General features: G+C 30.4%; 16 protein-coding genes. 3 read left to right on the top strand and 13 right to left on the bottom strand.

All coding sequences use genetic code 11. From position 1 onward, the window contains the following. The first annotated feature begins 8 nt into the window (after nucleotides 1–8). Both IFB02_RS11950 and IFB02_RS11945 read left to right on the top strand, forming a co-directional pair. Nucleotides 9–956 (top strand): PorP/SprF family type IX secretion system membrane protein, encoded by a 948-nt coding sequence (locus IFB02_RS11950; protein ID WP_106688572.1) that lies wholly within the window; start codon nucleotides 9–11, stop codon nucleotides 954–956. 2 nt (nucleotides 957–958) lie between these two features. Continuing rightward, on the top strand, nucleotides 959–2,893 hold the full coding sequence (locus IFB02_RS11945; protein ID WP_106688571.1) for an OmpA family protein: 1,935 nt from the start codon (nucleotides 959–961) through the stop codon (nucleotides 2,891–2,893). Between the two features lie 55 nt (nucleotides 2,894–2,948). Here IFB02_RS11945 and IFB02_RS11940 read toward each other — a convergent pair whose 3' ends face one another. From IFB02_RS11940 to rpsA, 8 genes are all read right to left on the bottom strand, one after another. Further along, nucleotides 2,949–3,443 carry a CAP domain-containing protein gene (locus tag IFB02_RS11940; protein WP_106688570.1) on the bottom strand — a complete coding sequence of 165 codons (495 nt, stop codon included), beginning with the start codon at nucleotides 3,441–3,443 and terminating at the stop codon, nucleotides 2,949–2,951. A 156-nt stretch (nucleotides 3,444–3,599) separates the two neighbouring features. After that, nucleotides 3,600–4,247: a pyridoxamine 5'-phosphate oxidase gene (gene pdxH, locus IFB02_RS11935; RefSeq protein WP_106688569.1), complete on the bottom strand. Its 648-nt coding sequence runs from the start codon at nucleotides 4,245–4,247 to the stop codon at nucleotides 3,600–3,602. Nucleotides 4,248–4,308: 61 nt separating this feature from the next. After that, nucleotides 4,309–5,214: a ribonuclease Z gene (locus IFB02_RS11930; RefSeq protein WP_191072802.1), complete on the bottom strand. Its 906-nt coding sequence runs from the start codon at nucleotides 5,212–5,214 to the stop codon at nucleotides 4,309–4,311. Between the two features lie 10 nt (nucleotides 5,215–5,224). Then, the gene (locus IFB02_RS11925) at nucleotides 5,225–5,557 is read right to left on the bottom strand and encodes a ribonuclease Z (protein WP_191072801.1); all 333 of its coding nucleotides are present in this window, start codon (nucleotides 5,555–5,557) and stop codon (nucleotides 5,225–5,227) included. Between the two features lie 2 nt (nucleotides 5,558–5,559). Next, nucleotides 5,560–6,489 carry an aspartate carbamoyltransferase catalytic subunit gene (locus IFB02_RS11920; protein ID WP_106688566.1) on the bottom strand — a complete coding sequence of 310 codons (930 nt, stop codon included), beginning with the start codon at nucleotides 6,487–6,489 and terminating at the stop codon, nucleotides 5,560–5,562. Nucleotides 6,490–6,492: 3 nt separating this feature from the next. Beyond that, a complete protein-coding gene (gene pyrR / locus IFB02_RS11915) occupies nucleotides 6,493–7,032 on the bottom strand; it encodes a bifunctional pyr operon transcriptional regulator/uracil phosphoribosyltransferase PyrR (protein WP_106688565.1) in 540 nt (179 codons plus the stop codon). Between the two features lie 126 nt (nucleotides 7,033–7,158). Continuing rightward, nucleotides 7,159–7,905, bottom strand: a complete 747-nt coding sequence (locus IFB02_RS11910) for a T9SS type A sorting domain-containing protein (RefSeq protein WP_191072800.1) — start codon at nucleotides 7,903–7,905, stop codon at nucleotides 7,159–7,161. Nucleotides 7,906–8,309: 404 nt separating this feature from the next. Further along, the gene (gene rpsA / locus IFB02_RS11905; protein WP_106688563.1) at nucleotides 8,310–10,142 is read right to left on the bottom strand and encodes a 30S ribosomal protein S1; all 1,833 of its coding nucleotides are present in this window, start codon (nucleotides 10,140–10,142) and stop codon (nucleotides 8,310–8,312) included. A gap of 381 nt (nucleotides 10,143–10,523) precedes the next feature. Here rpsA and IFB02_RS11900 point away from each other — a divergent pair, with 381 nt between their 5' ends. After that, a complete protein-coding gene (locus tag IFB02_RS11900) occupies nucleotides 10,524–10,907 on the top strand; it encodes a LysM peptidoglycan-binding domain-containing protein (RefSeq protein ID WP_106688562.1) in 384 nt (127 codons plus the stop codon). Nucleotides 10,908–10,951: 44 nt separating this feature from the next. On the opposite strand, the gene cmk is transcribed toward IFB02_RS11900, so the two are convergent. The 5 genes from cmk to lon are packed head-to-tail and all read right to left on the bottom strand — an operon-like array spanning nucleotide 10,952 to nucleotide 16,553. Next, nucleotides 10,952–11,641, bottom strand: a complete 690-nt coding sequence (gene cmk / locus IFB02_RS11895; RefSeq protein ID WP_106688561.1) for a (d)CMP kinase — start codon at nucleotides 11,639–11,641, stop codon at nucleotides 10,952–10,954. 57 nt (nucleotides 11,642–11,698) lie between these two features. Next, complete coding sequence (porQ, locus tag IFB02_RS11890) at nucleotides 11,699–12,718, bottom strand: type IX secretion system protein PorQ (RefSeq protein WP_106688560.1); 1,020 nt, start codon at nucleotides 12,716–12,718, stop codon at nucleotides 11,699–11,701. Between the two features lie 57 nt (nucleotides 12,719–12,775). Further along, nucleotides 12,776–13,552: a LysM peptidoglycan-binding domain-containing protein gene (locus tag IFB02_RS11885; protein ID WP_106688559.1), complete on the bottom strand. Its 777-nt coding sequence runs from the start codon at nucleotides 13,550–13,552 to the stop codon at nucleotides 12,776–12,778. Nucleotides 13,553–13,600: 48 nt separating this feature from the next. Then, nucleotides 13,601–14,092 (bottom strand): LysM peptidoglycan-binding domain-containing protein, encoded by a 492-nt coding sequence (locus tag IFB02_RS11880; protein WP_106688558.1) that lies wholly within the window; start codon nucleotides 14,090–14,092, stop codon nucleotides 13,601–13,603. A gap of 13 nt (nucleotides 14,093–14,105) precedes the next feature. Next, nucleotides 14,106–16,553 carry an endopeptidase La gene (gene lon / locus IFB02_RS11875; protein WP_106688557.1) on the bottom strand — a complete coding sequence of 816 codons (2,448 nt, stop codon included), beginning with the start codon at nucleotides 16,551–16,553 and terminating at the stop codon, nucleotides 14,106–14,108. Nucleotides 16,554–16,792: the final 239 nt, after the last annotated feature.

Below are 16,792 nucleotides of genomic sequence, written 5' to 3'. Positions count from 1 at the left end.
GATTTTAAATGAAAAAAATATCAAAATATTGTATTGTTCTATTGCTACTACTTAATTTTTTACAAGTTGAAGCACAACAATTACCACAATTTACACAGTATATGTTTAATACAATTTCTATAAATCCAGCATATGCAGGAAGTAGAGAAACATTAAGTGTAGTTGGTTTACATAGAAGTCAATGGGTTGGATTAGCTGGTGCGCCAACAACTTCTACGCTATCTGTACATTCGCCTTTAAGAAATGAAAAAATTGGATTAGGAGCAACTGTGATTAATGATGAATTGGGTTATGAAAACTTTGTCTATTTAAATGGTGCTTTTTCTTACACAATACAAGTTTCTGAAAAAACTAAACTTGGTTTAGGTTTAAGCGCTGGATTTATTCATTATAATTTAGATAGAGAAGGCTTTTTAAATGATGAAAGTGTTGCTGAAGATCCGTTTTTTAGTAATTTCACAAATAGATGGAATCCTAATTTTGGTGTTGGAGCTTACTTACATCAAAACAAATGGTACGTTGGTTTATCTGCTCCAAGAATCTTAAAAACAGATTATAACGAATCTGCTTTAGATCCAAATATAGAATATAAAGCGTTAGAACGTGTAGCCTATTACTTTACTGCTGGTTACGTTGTAGACTTAGGAGAAAACACAAAGCTTAAACCTTCCACAGTTGTAAAATTTACAAATGGTGCACCAATAACATTTGACCTTAGTGCTCATTTATTATTCTATGAAAAGTTTTGGATTGGTGGAAGTTATAGATACAACGAAGATACTTCTACAATAGGCGCATTGGCAGATTTTCAAATTTCACCTCAAATGAGAATTGGTTATGCCTACGAGCATTACATTACAGATTTAAGACCTTACACTGGAGGAACGCACGAAATAGTGTTAATGTTTGAAGTTTTTAAACCTACAAGACGTGTTAAATCACCTAGATATTTCTAAACATGAAACTAAATTATTTACCATATATTTTAATATTATTTTTAATTCAAAATATATCTGCACAAACTAAAGTTGCCGATAATTTTTTTAGAGATTATAATTACGAAAAAGCAGCCGAATTATATAAAGAAGCACTTAAAAAAGAAGATAGTACACTACATATTTTATCAAGATTAGGTGACTGCTACTTTAATGTTAGTAAAATAGATCAAGCAGCACTTTGGTATAATAAAGCGATAAATAAATATCCAGAAATAGACTCAGAATACATTTATAAGTACATTCAAACGTTACGAAATCAAAAAAAATATGAAGAGGCTAACGCTTACCTAAAACAATTTAACGCTAAGAATAAAAAAGATAAGAGAATTAAAGATATAGACAACTTTAATTTAGATACTTATAATTCCCTTACAAATACAGAAAAAGTTTATGTGAATGTAAAAAACATACCATTAAACACTAAATATTCAGATTTTGGTGGTTATGCATTTAAAGATAAGCTTTACTTCTACTCTACTTGGGTAAAAGATTCGATTACTGATAAAAAAGAACTTTACGAGTGGAACCAAGAACCGTTTTTAAACATTTTTGAATCTACAACAACTAGAGATAACGATAGCTTATTATATAGTAAAGCCGAAAAATTAAATTCTGATATTAATACACCAAACGACCACGAAGGTTTAGTAACAATAACTAACGATGGTCAAACCATGTATTTTACAAGGAATAACGTTAATAAAAAAGATAAGCGTAGATATAATAAAGAAGGTACATCTAACTTAAAAATTTACCGAGCAACAAAAAAGGAAAATAAGTGGACCAATATTACTGAATTACCTTTTAATAACGATGGATATTCTTGTGGTGCACCAGCTTTAAGTCCAGATAATAAAACTTTGTTTTTTGTATCTGATATGGAAGGTGGTTATGGACAAACAGACCTGTATAAAGTTTCTATAAATGAAGATGGAACTTTTGGTGAACCAAAAAATTTAGGACCAAAGATAAATACAGAAGGTAATGAAAAATTCCCGTTTATTGCTAAAGATTCAACCTTATATTTTTCTAGTGATGCCAATATAAACTTAGGTTTATTAGACATTTTTGAAAGTAACATTTTAAAGAAAAATCAAGATAAAATTGAAGTCAAAAATTTAGGAGCGCCTTACAACAGTCCGTTTGATGATTTTTGTTTTTTTATTGATACTGAAACAAATACAGGCTATTTTTCTTCAAACAGAGAAGGCGGACAAGGCGGAGACGATATTTATGCATTTGGAAAATTTATTTGTGAGCAAACCGTAAAGGGTATTGTAAGAGACGAATTAACTAATGAAACATTATCTAAAGTTAATGTGGTAGTTATTGACGAGAATGGTAAAGTTTTAGAACGTTACCTAACAGATACAGATGGATATTATGAATTTAAAATAGGCTGTGATAAAACCTATACTGTTTTAGCCGAAAGAGTTGTTTATAGACCTGATAAAAAAGAATTTAAGACAACACCAAATAATAACGATACCACAGAAATTAATTTATTTTTAAAACCTTTAATTATAGATAACGAAATTGTAATTAATCCAATTTATTTTGATTACGACAAATCTAACATTAGACCAGATGCTGCTTACGAGTTAGAAAATATAGTAGCTGTAATGAGAGAACATCCAAGAATGATAATTAAAATAGAATCTCATACAGATAGTCGTGGTAGAGATGCTTATAACCTAAAACTATCGGATAGAAGAGCAAAATCTACAAGAGATTATTTATTCTCTAGAGGAATAGCTACAGAACGTGTTCAAAGCGCAATTGGTTATGGTGAAACTCAAATACTAAATAAATGTACAAACGGTGTTAAATGTACAGACCAAGAACACGAAGAAAATAGGAGATCTAAATTTATAATAACTAACGCATATCATTAAAATAAAAAAGCCTTTCAAAAAATATGAAAGGCTTTTTTAGTTGAGTTTAGTTAAGTTATTTTTTTATAAAGATATTTGTAAAATACCATTTATTATTTTCGTCTTTTTCTGCTGAAATTTCAAAATGTGTAAAATCTCCTTCTATGTTTTGCTTATGTCCACTACTATTAAGCCAAGCATTAACTACAGATTGTGCGTTTGTAAAACCATAAGCAACATTCTCTGAAACACTAATTGCATTTGCATTTGCTTCTAAATACGCTTTTCTGCTATGAAAGTAATCGTGATTAACATCGTTTACTTCTATCATATAACCAGTATGAGAATAAGCTTGTCCTTTAATTACATCTATGCTTCCTAACGCATTTAAACCTTCGCTTATACGATATTGATTAATAAGCTCAAGTATTTCAATTTCAATAGCTTTTGCTTCAGGAATTATAACATTTTCGTTAGAAACATTAACATCTTCATCTATAGTATCTGTACTACAAGAAGTAAATGATACAGTAAAAAAAAGTATCGCTAGTAGGTTGATTGTCAGCTTCATATTATAGGACTTATGATTTGGTGTCACTAAAATATAAAGTGTTATTCGGCTTATATGTTAAAGAAATGTTAAAATCGATTAAAAACACGCATTTTAACGTTTCATTTTACACTTTATCGATGAAATGCAAAAATATATTGTATTTCGTCGATGTTTTTATGGCGATAAACGGTTTTTATCCCAGTTTAAATCTTCTTCTAAAGTATACAATATTCTATCATGTAATCTATTAGGTCTTCCTTGCCAAAATTCTATTGAAATTGGTTTAACCATATATCCGCCCCAAAATTCTGGTCGTACAATTTCTTTAGACGTATACTCTTTTTCTAAAGCTTTTAATTTATCTTCTAGAAATTGCCTGTTTGGTATCACTTCACTTTGGTTAGATGCAATTGCTCCTAACTGGCTTCCTTTTGGTCTAGACTCAAAATAACCATCACTTAAATTTGCAGCTATTTTTTCGGCTTTTCCTTTAATAATAATCTGTCGTTCTGCGCCATGCCAGAAGAAGGATAAACAAACGTTAGGATTATGTTCTATTGCTTTACCTTTTTCACTTAAATAATTAGTGTAAAAAATAAAGCCTTCAAAAGTGAATTTTTTAAGTAGTACTACTCTATTTTTAGGAAATCCATCTATTCCAATTGTAGAAATTGTCATTGCATTGGTCTCATCCTCTGGAAAGTGTTGATCTACTTCATTAAACCAGTTTCTAAATAATTCTAATGGATTTTCTGGTGTTTGTTCTAATAGTAATTCTCCTTTTTCGTAGGATTTACGGTAGTTGCTTAAATCTTTTTCCATAAATTTAATTTAAGTGTAAATTTAAGGTTTAAATATGAAATTTTAAGCGGATGTATTTTATTTAAAATTGAAATACTTTACCATCTTTAGCTAAATGTACATTTTCAAAGATAGTTTCTGCTTCTATTTTAAATTGATTTAAATCATGATATCTGGTAGAGTAATGCCCTAAAATAAGTTGTTGCACATTGGCTAGCTTTGCTATGGTTGCTGCTTGTTTTGCAGTACTATGCTTTGTTGGATTTGCTAATTTACTGTGTTGTTCTAAAAAAGTAGACTCGTGATATAATGTTGTAGCATTATTTATTATTGGTAAAATGGCTTCTGTATATGCAGTGTCGCTACAAAAAGCATAGCTTTTTGGTGATTCTGGCGGTAATGTAACTGTTGTATTTTGTATTAATTGCCCGTTACTATTAGGCACATCAAAGCCTTGTTTTAATTTACGATAATAAGCTACATCTATGTTTGCATTTAGTACGGCATTCATATCCAACTTGCGTTCTCCTGGTTTTTCTTTAAACAGAAATCCGTTAGTGTAAATACGATGGTCTAATGGTATTGTGTGTACTTCTACTTTATCATCTTCAAAAATAAGTTGACTTGTAGTCGCTGTTAATTCATGAAAAAATAAATTGTAGTTAGTCCAAGACTCGGATAACTTCATTTGTAACACAATGACTTCTTTTAAGCCTTTTGGGGCGTGAATGTGTAGATCTGCTTCACGACCTAATAATCTAAATGTTGAAATTAATCCTACTAATCCAAAAAAATGATCGCCATGTAAATGAGAGATAAATATATGTTTTATACGATTAAATTTTATTTTGTGTTTTCGTAGTAAGACTTGTGTGCCTTCACCGCAATCTATTAAAAATAAGTGGTTTTTTATTTCTAATACTTGAGATGTAGAATTAGTATTTACTCGTGGTGTAGCACTGTAACAGCCTAAAATGTTTAATTTCATTTAAAGGAATTTAAAAGCCTAAATCTCTTTCCATTTCTTCCATATCAATAATATCGTAAGCTTCTTGTAACGTTGGTACTATAACAATTTCTTCTGGTGTTTTATCTACATCTATACCTTCATTAACGATTACAAAAGAATGTTTTGCTGCACGATGTTGATTAGAAATTCTTAAAAACTCTATTATTTGTTCTAAAGAAATTGGTTTAAGTGTATTTAAATTAACAATGACATTGCTGTTTTTAAATTTTGGGTAAAGCGTTTCTATTTTTTTAACCAATTCTTTAACCGAAGCGTTTTCTTGGGTTATTATTGTTGTATTTTCGTTTTGATCTATTATCATAACTATTGCTTTATTTTTGATGCTAGTAAATAGATAACTGCCATTCTAACTGCAACTCCATTTTGCACTTGATCTAAAATTATTGCTTGTTTAGAATCTGCAACATCACTTGTAATCTCTACACCTCTATTTATTGGTCCTGGATGCATTATTGTAATGTCTTTATCTAAACTATCAAGTAATTGTTTATTAACACCAAATTGTTGTGTATATTCTCTTGTTGATGGAAAATAACTAATATCCATTCTTTCGTTTTGGACACGTAACATATTTGCTACATCACACCAATTTAAGGCCTTTCTTAAATTAGTTTCTACAGTAACACCTAATTTTTCAATGTGTTTTGGTATTAAAGTTTTTGGTCCACAAACCATTACATTTGCGCCTTGTAATTTTAAGGCATAAATGTTAGATAAGGCAACACGACTGTGTAAAATATCTCCAACAATTACTACATTTTTACCTTCTACACTTCCTAATTTTTCTCTAATAGAAAACGAATCTAATAGTGCTTGTGTTGGATGTTCATGTGCGCCATCTCCAGCATTAACTATTGCAGCTTTAACGTGCTTGGATAAAAATACGCCAGCTCCAGGATTTGGATGACGCATTACAACCATATCAACTTTCATTGATAAGATATTATTTACTGTATCTATTAAGGTTTCTCCTTTTTTTACTGAAGATTGTCCGGCTGAAAAATTAATAACATCTGCAGATAAGCGTTTTTCGGCTAATTCAAAAGATAATTTAGTTCTTGTAGAATTTTCAAAAAATAAATTAGCTATTGTAATGTCTCTTAACGAAGGTACTTTTTTAATAGGTCTATTTATAACTTCTTTAAAATGATCGGCAGTTTTAAAAATAAGCTCTATATCTTCTTTTTTAAGATATTTAATTCCTAGTAAGTGATTAACACTTAATTCGCTCATAGTTTAATTATTTATAAGATATACAGTGTCTTCGTCTGCGTTTTCTATCCAGTTAACTTTAACTTTTTCGTTATTTATAGCATCTACTTGTCTACCTCTATAGTTGGGTTGAATTGGTAGATGTCTGCTAAATCTTCTATCTATTAAGGTAAGTAATTCTATTTCTGAAGGTCTTCCAAAACTTTGAATTGCTGTTAATGCTGCTCTAATGCTTCGTCCAGTATATAATACATCATCGATAAACACTACATTTTTGTCTTCGACTACAAAATTAATTTCTGTTTTATTAGCTTCTAAAGGTTTATCGCTTCGTCTAAAGTCGTCTCTATAAAATGTGATATCTAAATGTCCTAATTGAAGGTCAGCTATGTTATAATCTTCTCTTAGAAGTTTTGCTAAACGATTGGCTAAAAATTTGCCTCTTGGTTGTATTCCTATTAATACTGTATTTGAAAAATCGTTATGATTTTCGATAAGTTGACAAGCCAGCCTATGAAGTATAATGTTTATTTCGGTTGCATTAAGAAGCACTCTTTGACTCATAGTATTCCAAACATGTTTGGTAAACAAAGGTAAAGTAAAATATTAGAAGTTAAAAGGTGTTTTTTGTGATATATAAAAAAAGGAGCTTTATTTCTAAAACTCCTTTCTTATTATTAAGAATCGCTATCACTTCTTAATAAATTTATGTTTATGTATTGATGTATCATTTTCTAACACTAAAACGTATAAACCTCTACTTAAATTAGATATATCTACTTTATCTATAACGGTGTTGGATTTAGTTTGTACTTGTCTACCATCTATTGTATAGATTGTAGAATTTTCAAAAGTTGTATTACCTACGATTTCTAGTTCTTGATCTTTATTGATTATTTTAGTTTTAGTTGTTTCAAAATTTGCCGTACTTAAAGTTGGATCAAATTCGCTATCCATAGTGATGGAAGTACTTCCTAATAAACTTGACAAGTTTATTCCAGAATCTGAATTTTTATAAACTCTTAAATAATAGGTATTGGCTGTACCAATATCATCTATTACAAATTGAAAACTACCTCCAACCAAAACAAAAACTGTATAAGCATCGCAGTCTAATTCTTGGAGTTGTCCTATATCACCTTCTGGTGCTAAGAAAATTTGATATTCGACATCTGTCACAAGTGCTAATCCTGCACTTGCCATACCAATGGTCATTTTATTGTTACCTACATTAACTGTGTGTTTATAAAACACATCTTCTGCAGATATACAGGCTGGAACTAATCCGGAATTTGATGCAGAGTTGTAGTCTAAAACGTCTACGTTAGTTAACGTTCCGTCAACTTCTATAGCATCGTTAATAGTATCTCCACTTTGAGCGTAAATAAAATTAAGAGATACAAGTAATACAAGTGTAAATAGTAATTTGTTTTTCATAACATAAAAATTAGGTTAATAAATATTACTATCAATCTATTTAGGGAAACAATACTTTAATTATAAAACCCTAATTGTGCACATATTACAAGTGTATAATTATCATATTTATCTTGAAGTTAATTGATTAGGAAGAGATACAAAAACTAATTTCGATAAAATACATTAAACTTTAACGTTTCTTAACAGAATTTTGATTGAATAATCGGTTTAACAATATAATTCTTACACATATCTGTTTATCAACACTTTATACAACGCTTAAAAACAACATCTAATTAATATCATTTTAATAACTAATAACTTTAATTGATTAAGAGTTGTCTAAATCGGTTAAAATACACGTATAAAAAAAGCCTTTCAAAATTAATTGAAAGGCTGATTTTATATAAAATTAAGTAAGATTATTTCTTACCGTCCATTTTATCTTTTAATGCTTGTAAAGCTTCGTTAGCATCACCTAAAGTTGGTTTAGCTTCAGCAGCTTGAGCTTCTGCTTTTTTAGCAGCAGCTTTTACGTTAGCAATTTCTTCTGCTTTAAATATAGCAGTATGAGATGCTACAACACGCTTAAATTCTTTATTGAATTCAATAATTTTAAATTCAGCAGTGTCTCCTTTTTTAAGCATTTTACCGTCTTCTTTTTCCATATGACGAGAAGGTACAAAAGCAACGATATCTTCGTTAAACTCTATTGTAGCTCCTTTGTCTACTACGTCTGCGATTTCGGCAGTATGAGTTGTTCCAATAGCAAAGTCTGCTTCGTACTTATCCCATGGGTTTTCTGTAGTTTGTTTGTGACCTAAAGATAATTTACGTCCTTCTACATCTAACTCTAATACTACAACGTCTAATTTATCTCCAACGTTACAGAACTCAGATGGATGCTTAATTTTCTTAGTCCAAGATAAATCAGAGATGTAAATTAATCCATCAATACCTTCTTCTAATTCTACAAATACACCAAAGTTAGTGAAGTTACGTACAGTTCCTGTGTGTTTAGAACCTACAGGATATTTAGTTGTAATATCTGTCCATGGATCTGGTGTTAATTGCTTAATACCTAAAGACATTTTACGATCTTCTCTATCTAATGTTAAGATAACTGCTTCTACTTCGTCACCAACGCTTACAAAGTCGTTAGCAGAACGTAAGTGAGTAGACCAAGACATTTCAGATACGTGTACTAATCCTTCTACACCTTCTGCAACTTCGATAAATGCACCGTAATCTGCGATTACAACTACTTTACCTTTTACTTTGTCTCCTACTGCAACTTCTTCTCCTAATGCATCCCAAGGATGTTTAGATAATTGTTTAAGACCTAATTGGATTCTTGACTTATCTTCATCAAAGTCTAAGATTACAACGTTTAATTTTTGGTCTAATTCAACGATTTCGTTTGGATGGTTAATACGAGACCATGATAAGTCTGTAATGTGGATTAATCCATCTACACCACCAAGATCAATAAATACACCGTAAGATGTGATGTTTTTAACAACACCTTCTAATACTTGACCTTTTTCTAATTGACCAATAATTTCTTTCTTTTGCTCTTCGATATCTGCTTCGATAAGCGCTTTATGAGAAACAACAACGTTTTTAAATTCATGGTTAATTTTAACAACCTTAAATTCCATTGTTTTGTTTACGTACTGATCGTAATCTCTAATTGGTTTAACATCAATTTGAGATCCTGGTAAGAATGCTTCGATACCAAATACGTCTACAATCATACCTCCTTTTGTACGACACTTTACAAAACCGTTTACGATTTCTCCAGTTTCGTGAGCCTTGTTAACTCTATCCCAAGCTTTGATTACACGAGCTTTACGGTGAGATAATACTAATTGTCCTGTTGCGTCTTCACGAACATCTATTAATACTTCTACCTTGTCTCCTACTGCTAAGTTTGGGTTGTATCTAAATTCGTTTAAAGAAATAACACCTTCAGATTTTGCGTTAATGTCAATAATAGCATCACGATCTGTAATGTGAATAACTTCTCCTTCTACAACTTCGTCATCTAAAGTATCTACGAAGTTTTCAGATACTAATTTTTCAAATTCTTTTAATTGAGAATCTTCAACCTCATCAATACCTTCTTGGTAGTTGTGCCAGTTAAACTCTTTTAAGAATTTTTCAGGATTTTTTTGAGCTTCAGAAACTTCTGGAGCATTGTTTTGTTTTGCTTCGGTTGCTTCAACCTGAGCGTCTTGTGCTTTTTCAGCCATTTAATTTAATGCAATGTTTATTTTCGCTTTCGCGGAAATTTAAACACTGTGTTTGTATTCTGTGATTTTGTGGATTATTTAAGCGATAAATCTACAGAAGCGTTATAATTATTTTTATATCTATTCCTTTTAAAATCCATTTCTCGCTAAAAGGAGTGCAAAAATAGTACATTTTAACAATATTGCCTAATTTATTTTAAATTTTTAATGTCCTGAAAATCAGAATAATTATAAATTTGAAAATCTTAGAATTTTATCACATTATATCGGTGAAAAATTACACTTTATCGATATAAGTGATTTAGTTAACTTTAATTTTAAATTAATTGATGTTCTATTATTTATCTTTATAGTAGAATTAACAATAAAACTTATTTACTTATGGCAGTTAAAGCAAAATACCAAAGCGTTTTAGATTTAGGAGAAAAATTAAATATTCAAAATGGAGACGTTTGGGAAGAAAACGGAATTTTAAAAGTTAAAGGTACAGCTGCTACGCAGTACGAAAAAAACTTAATTTGGGATGAGATTAAAGCAGTAGCTGGAACTGAATCTCCTGAAGATATAAAAGCTAATATCACTGTTGCAGATGAGAGTATTTATGCAAAACACACTGTAAAAAGTGGTGATACTTTAGGTAAAATAGCTAAGCATTATTACGGAAATGCAGGAAAATACACTGCAATTTTTGAAGCTAACAAGGACATTTTAAATAATCCTGATGTGATACATCCTGATCAAGAACTTAAAATTCCTAATTTATAAGATTTTTGAAATTACTAAAAAGCGAACTTAATAGTTCGCTTTTTTTATTTATCAATTGCTTTATTAACTAAGCTTAGTATTTTTTCAAATTGTTGTTCTAACGTTAAATTAGAATTGTCAATTTCTATAGCATCTTCAGCTTTTGTAAGCGGAGAATTTTCGCGGTTAGAGTCTATATAATCTCTTTCTCTTACATTTTTTAAGACATCTTCGTAATTTACTTGATCGCCTCTATTTATTAGTTCGTCATAACGTCTTTGTGCTCTAGTTTCGGCAGATGCAGTCATAAACAATTTTAATTCTGCATTAGGAAAAACCACTGTTCCAATATCACGACCATCCATAACAACACCTTTATCTTTTCCCATTTGGTGTTGTTGCTTAACTAATTGGTATCGTACTTCTGGTATTGCTGCAACTTTGCTTACATAACTAGAGACTTCTAATGTTCTAATTTGTTTTTCTACGTTTTCTCCATTTAAGTAAACTTCAGCAAAACCTAATTGATCATTAAATTTAAAACTAATAGTTATTTTATCTAAATTGGTAACTAATGCTATCACATCAAAATGGTCTTTATCTATCCATCCGTTTTGCATTGTATATAAGGTTACAGCTCTATACATTGCGCCAGAATCTACATAAATATATCCTAAATGTTTTGCTAATTGTTTGGCAACAGTACTTTTTCCAGTAGAAGAAAATCCGTCTATTGCGATAGTTATTTTTTGCACGTTTTAAACTTTAGATTGCAAAAGTAAGATAAAATTTAGTTTTTAAAATAATTTAAATTACTGCAAATCTATATGCAATCCAAAAAAGTTGGCATTTGCTGCTGCAGTATATTTTGCATGCGTGTAACTAAAACGAAGTTTGTTTAGTTTTACTGCAAATCCAGCCGATAATCCAGAAAAATTTCTTTGGTCTACAATCCTTAATTCTTCGGCTCTTCTAAAATTATATCCTAAGCGAATATTAAATCCTTTATCTGGAAAAAGTTCTGCTCCAATAATTGTATGGCGCATTACATTATTTAAAAAGCCAACGTTTTCTTGAGTTTGATTACCTTCTAAATCTGTTGTTGCTCTTGCTGGATTTGAAACGCCAATTGGCCATTCTTGAAGATTTTCAAAAGTTAAGTGCCAACGTAAAGGAATGTTTTCTAAAGTCTGACTTAATCCAATATTAATCTCCAATGGTAAGGATTCTTGTCTGCCAGCATAGGTAGTAATTTGTGTTCCTAAATTACGTACAACTAAGGTTGCTTGAAATTCTAAATCTTCGTCTACATAAAGTAAACCTAAATCTGTTGCTATTCCTAAAGAATTATATTGCTCTAAACTTGATGAAATAAACTTAACGTTTGTTCCAAAATAAAAATCGCTGTAGCCAATTTGTAGAGCATAACCAAGAGATAAAGCTGCTTCATTACCTGTAAAACTTCCGGTAGGATTTCCTTGCTCGTCATAACCATCAAAATCACCATAATTAATATAGGTTACTCCAGCATGAAAGGTTTGCGTACGTCTGTCCCAAGTATAGGCATATGCAGCAGTACCGTAGTTTATTCCGCCTAAATAGCTACTGTAGTTTAATGCAAATTGGTTATCCATATTTACATTAATAGTAGAAGGGTTATATAATGCTTGTGTCACATCATAGTCTACATTGGTTAAGACTTTACCACCAAGCGCTGCTTGACGCGGCGAAGCAACTAAATTTAAAAATTGATATGTAGATTGTCCACCTAATTGCGAAAAACAATACGTGCTAAAAAAGAATAGTACTAGTGGGACAATTTTTTTATACATAAACGCTGCAAAATAAATAAATCTCTTTTAAAACGATATTATAGTTGATTTATTTTTTTAACGTAATTTAATCTTTTGTCCTATTTTAAGGTTATTAATATCTACTTTATTTAATTGCTTTAACTCTTGAACTGTTAAATTGTATTGTTTAGCTATACTATAAAAGGTTTCGTTCTTTTTTATGGTATGATATTCTGGTAGTTGATTTTCTTTAGAAGCTTTAAGCTTTGCCTCTTCCAACTTCTTTTGCGCTTCTAACAATTCTAATTTTGCTTTTTTTACCTCATCAGTTTCATTATTTTCTGAAGTGTTAGGTATCAAAATTGGTTTTGACAAAGTGTTTTGTGCGCTTTTATTTGTTGTCGCATTTGGTTTATTATTTACTGGTGGCGGCGATAAGGTAGATGGTGATTGTCCCGGTTGTAGTCTTGCTACAATTCTTTCGTCACCAGAATAACTAATAGTTGGACTACTTGAAGGAATTAATTTTTTAATTATAATTTTTAGCTTTTGGTTTAAATCTAATTTTTTAGAAGACAAGTCATTATCTTCCATTAATTGATTTACATCTACATTGTATTGTTTGGCTATTTTACTTAAGGTTTCACCTTTTTTAATTTCATGAATTTTTATATCGTTATAAACAACACCACTTGCTGTAGTTTTTAACTCTTTTGGGTTGGTATTATCATGATCTAAAAGTACATATTCGCCTGTTTTTGTAGATAAAAAAGCATCTTGACCTTCTATCACGATTGGTAAAAACTCTTCATTTTCTTGACTGAAACTGAATTGAAAAATTAATAAAAATGAGATAAGTATTAAGCGTTTCATATGAAATAATTAAAGTTTGCCAAAGCAAATATAAAGCATTGATTTTAATTACTTTAACAACAACACCTGATCTATTTTTATAATGTTGTTTTGTAAATTATTTATTCGTTTTATTACATCTACCGACAAACCTGTTTGCCTAGCAATTGCATATAAAGTATCTCCTTTTTTTACTTTCCAATAGTTTTTAATTTCTCTTGAACTATCATAACCAATTTTTAAAGTTTGGTTTACATTTATAATATTATTGGATAGATTGTTTACTGCTTTTAATTGTGCAATACTAATTCCATACGTTTTAGAAATACTGTAAAGCGTTTCGCCTTTTAAAACAGCATGTATTGTTATAATATTTTCTGAATCACCTTTGGATACTACTACTCCTTCCTTAATAGTTTGTCCATTTAGCAACTTAGTTTCGCCTGTTTTAACATTTAAAACAGCTGGTTGACCATCAAGAATTATATTTATCTGATCACTATTTTGTCCTTTAACAGAAAAGGTTGCCATACTTATGGCAACCAATAGAAAATATTTCATTTTTATATAAAAATTATAATGTTTTAGCGTTTTTAACTTTTGTATTAGTTATCGCTATATCTATTACATCTTTCATATCTGTTACATAGTGAAATGTAAGACCTTTTAAATACTCTGGCTTGATTTCTTCTATGTCACGTCTATTGTCTTCGCAAAGTAATATTTCTTTAATTCTTGCGCGTTTTGCAGCTAGAATTTTTTCTTTTATTCCACCAACTGGCAAAACTTTCCCACGAAGTGTAATTTCTCCAGTCATTGCTATGCTCTTTTTTACTTTCTTTTGAGTAAATAATGACACTAAAGACGTTAACATAGTTACTCCTGCGCTTGGTCCATCTTTTGGAGTTGCGCCTTCTGGTACGTGAATATGAACGTTATAATTATTAAAGACATCTGATTTTATTCCTAAAATTTCGGCATTTGCTTTAATATATTCCATAGCAATTGTCGCAGACTCTTTCATGACTTTACCTAAATTACCGGTAATTGTCATTGCTCCTTTTCCTTTAGACAAAATAGATTCTATAAATAATATATCACCGCCAACACGTGTCCAAGCCAATCCTGTAACTACACCTGCAACGTTATTATTCTCGTATTTATCACGCTCTAATTTTGGTCCGCCAAGTACATCTATTACATCTTGGTTAGTTACCTTAATGTTGTACTCTTCTTCCATAGCAATATTTTTTGCTGCGTGACGCACCATTTTTGCTATTTGTTTTTCTAATCCACGTACACCAGATTCGCGTGTGTAACCTTCAACTATTTTTTCTAACTGAGCTTTACCAATTTTTAAATCTTTATCACTTAAACCGTGTTCTTTTAACTGTTTAGGTAGTAAGTGACGCTTAGCTATTTCAACTTTTTCTTCGATAGTATAACCTGTAACATTAATGATTTCCATACGGTCTCTTAATGCTGGCTGAATGGTATTTAAACTATTTGAAGTGGCAATAAACATTACTTTTGATAGGTCGTAACCCATTTCTAAGAAGTTATCATGAAACTCGCTATTTTGCTCTGGATCTAACACTTCTAATAATGCTGAAGAAGGATCACCTTGATGCGAATTTGACAACTTATCAATTTCATCTAATACAAAAACCGGATTTGAAGTTCCTGCTTTTTTAAGACTTTGTATAATACGACCTGGCATTGCACCAATGTATGTTTTACGGTGACCTCTAATTTCTGCCTCATCACGTAATCCTCCTAAACTAATACGCACGTATTCTCTACCTAAAGCTTCTGCAATAGATTTTCCTAAAGATGTTTTACCAACTCCTGGTGGACCGTATAGACAGATAATTGGCGATTTCATATCATTTCGCAATTTTAAAACTGCTAAATGCTCTATGATACGTTTTTTAACATCGTCTAAACCATAATGATCACGATCTAATATTTTTTGTGCGCGTTTTAAATCAAATTTATCTTCGCTAAACTCGTTCCACGGTAAGTCTAAAAATAAATCTAAATAGTTACGTTGAATAGAATACTCGGCAACTTGCGGATTCATTCTTTGCATTTTAGATAATTCCTTTTCAAAATGCTTTGCCACTTTTTCGTCCCAGTTTTTAGATTTGGCACGAGTTTTCATTTCTTCAATTTCTTCAGCATTTCCGCCACCTAATTCTTCTTGAATGGTTTTTAATTGCTGATTTAAGAAATACTCACGTTGTTGCTGATTTAAGTCACTTTGTACTTTGGATTGTATATCGTTTTTTAACTCCAGTTTTTGAAGTTCGATATTCATGTAACGTAACGTTTCTAATGCTCTATCTTGAAGATCATCTATTTCTAATAACTTTTGTTTTTCTTCTACTGTTAAATTCATATTAGAAGACACAAAGTTGATTAAAAACGATTCGCTTTCTATATTTTTTATAGCAAACGTCGCTTCTGTAGGTATGTTTGGACTATCCTTGATAATTTGCACAGCTAAGTCTTTAATACTATCTATAATTGCATTAAATTCTTCTGTTTTTGGCGCAGGCGTTGCTTTTGCTACTTCGGTAATTGTTGCTTGTATATAAGGATCTTCTGTAATAACTTGATCTATCTTAAAGCGTTTTTTACCTTGAATAATCACGGTTGTGTTACCATCAGGCATTTTTAATACCTTTAAAATTCTTGCAACAGTACCAACTTGATTGATATCTGCAGCTTTTGGATCTTCTACGTCTTCATCTTTTTGTGCTACAACACCAATTACTTTTCCGCCTTTATTGGCGTCGTTAATTAGTTTTATAGATTTATCTCTTCCTGCAGTAATAGGAATAACTACACCTGGAAATAACACCGTATTACGTAAAGATAAAATTGGTAAACTTGCTGGTAATTCTTCTTTGTTTATTTTTTCTTCATCTTCAGGTGTCATTAATGGAATTAATTCTGAATTTTCGTCAAAATCCTGTAATGACAAACTGTCAAGTGATATAAAATTAGATTTTTTCATAGATATGTTTTAGGTCAAAATGTCACAGATTTATAACATTTTCACCTTTTTACTTTTAATAGTTATTTACAAAACACAACCTAAACCATTGATAATGTTTACTATAACATGATTTAAAGATTATGTATATGCTAATAAAATTCAATTAACGTGCCATATTAACCGTAATTTAAAACATTACTATTTACTAAGCTTTTTAAATAATTTTAAAAAAAAATCTAAAAAGTGTAACAATGATT

The sequence above is a fragment of the Mesoflavibacter profundi genome, assembly GCF_014764305.1.
In the GTDB taxonomy this organism is placed as follows: Bacteria; Bacteroidota; Bacteroidia; order Flavobacteriales; family Flavobacteriaceae; genus Mesoflavibacter; species Mesoflavibacter profundi.
The sequence above is the reverse complement of the archived record's forward strand: the minus strand, read 5'-3'. Positions and strand labels throughout refer to the sequence as shown.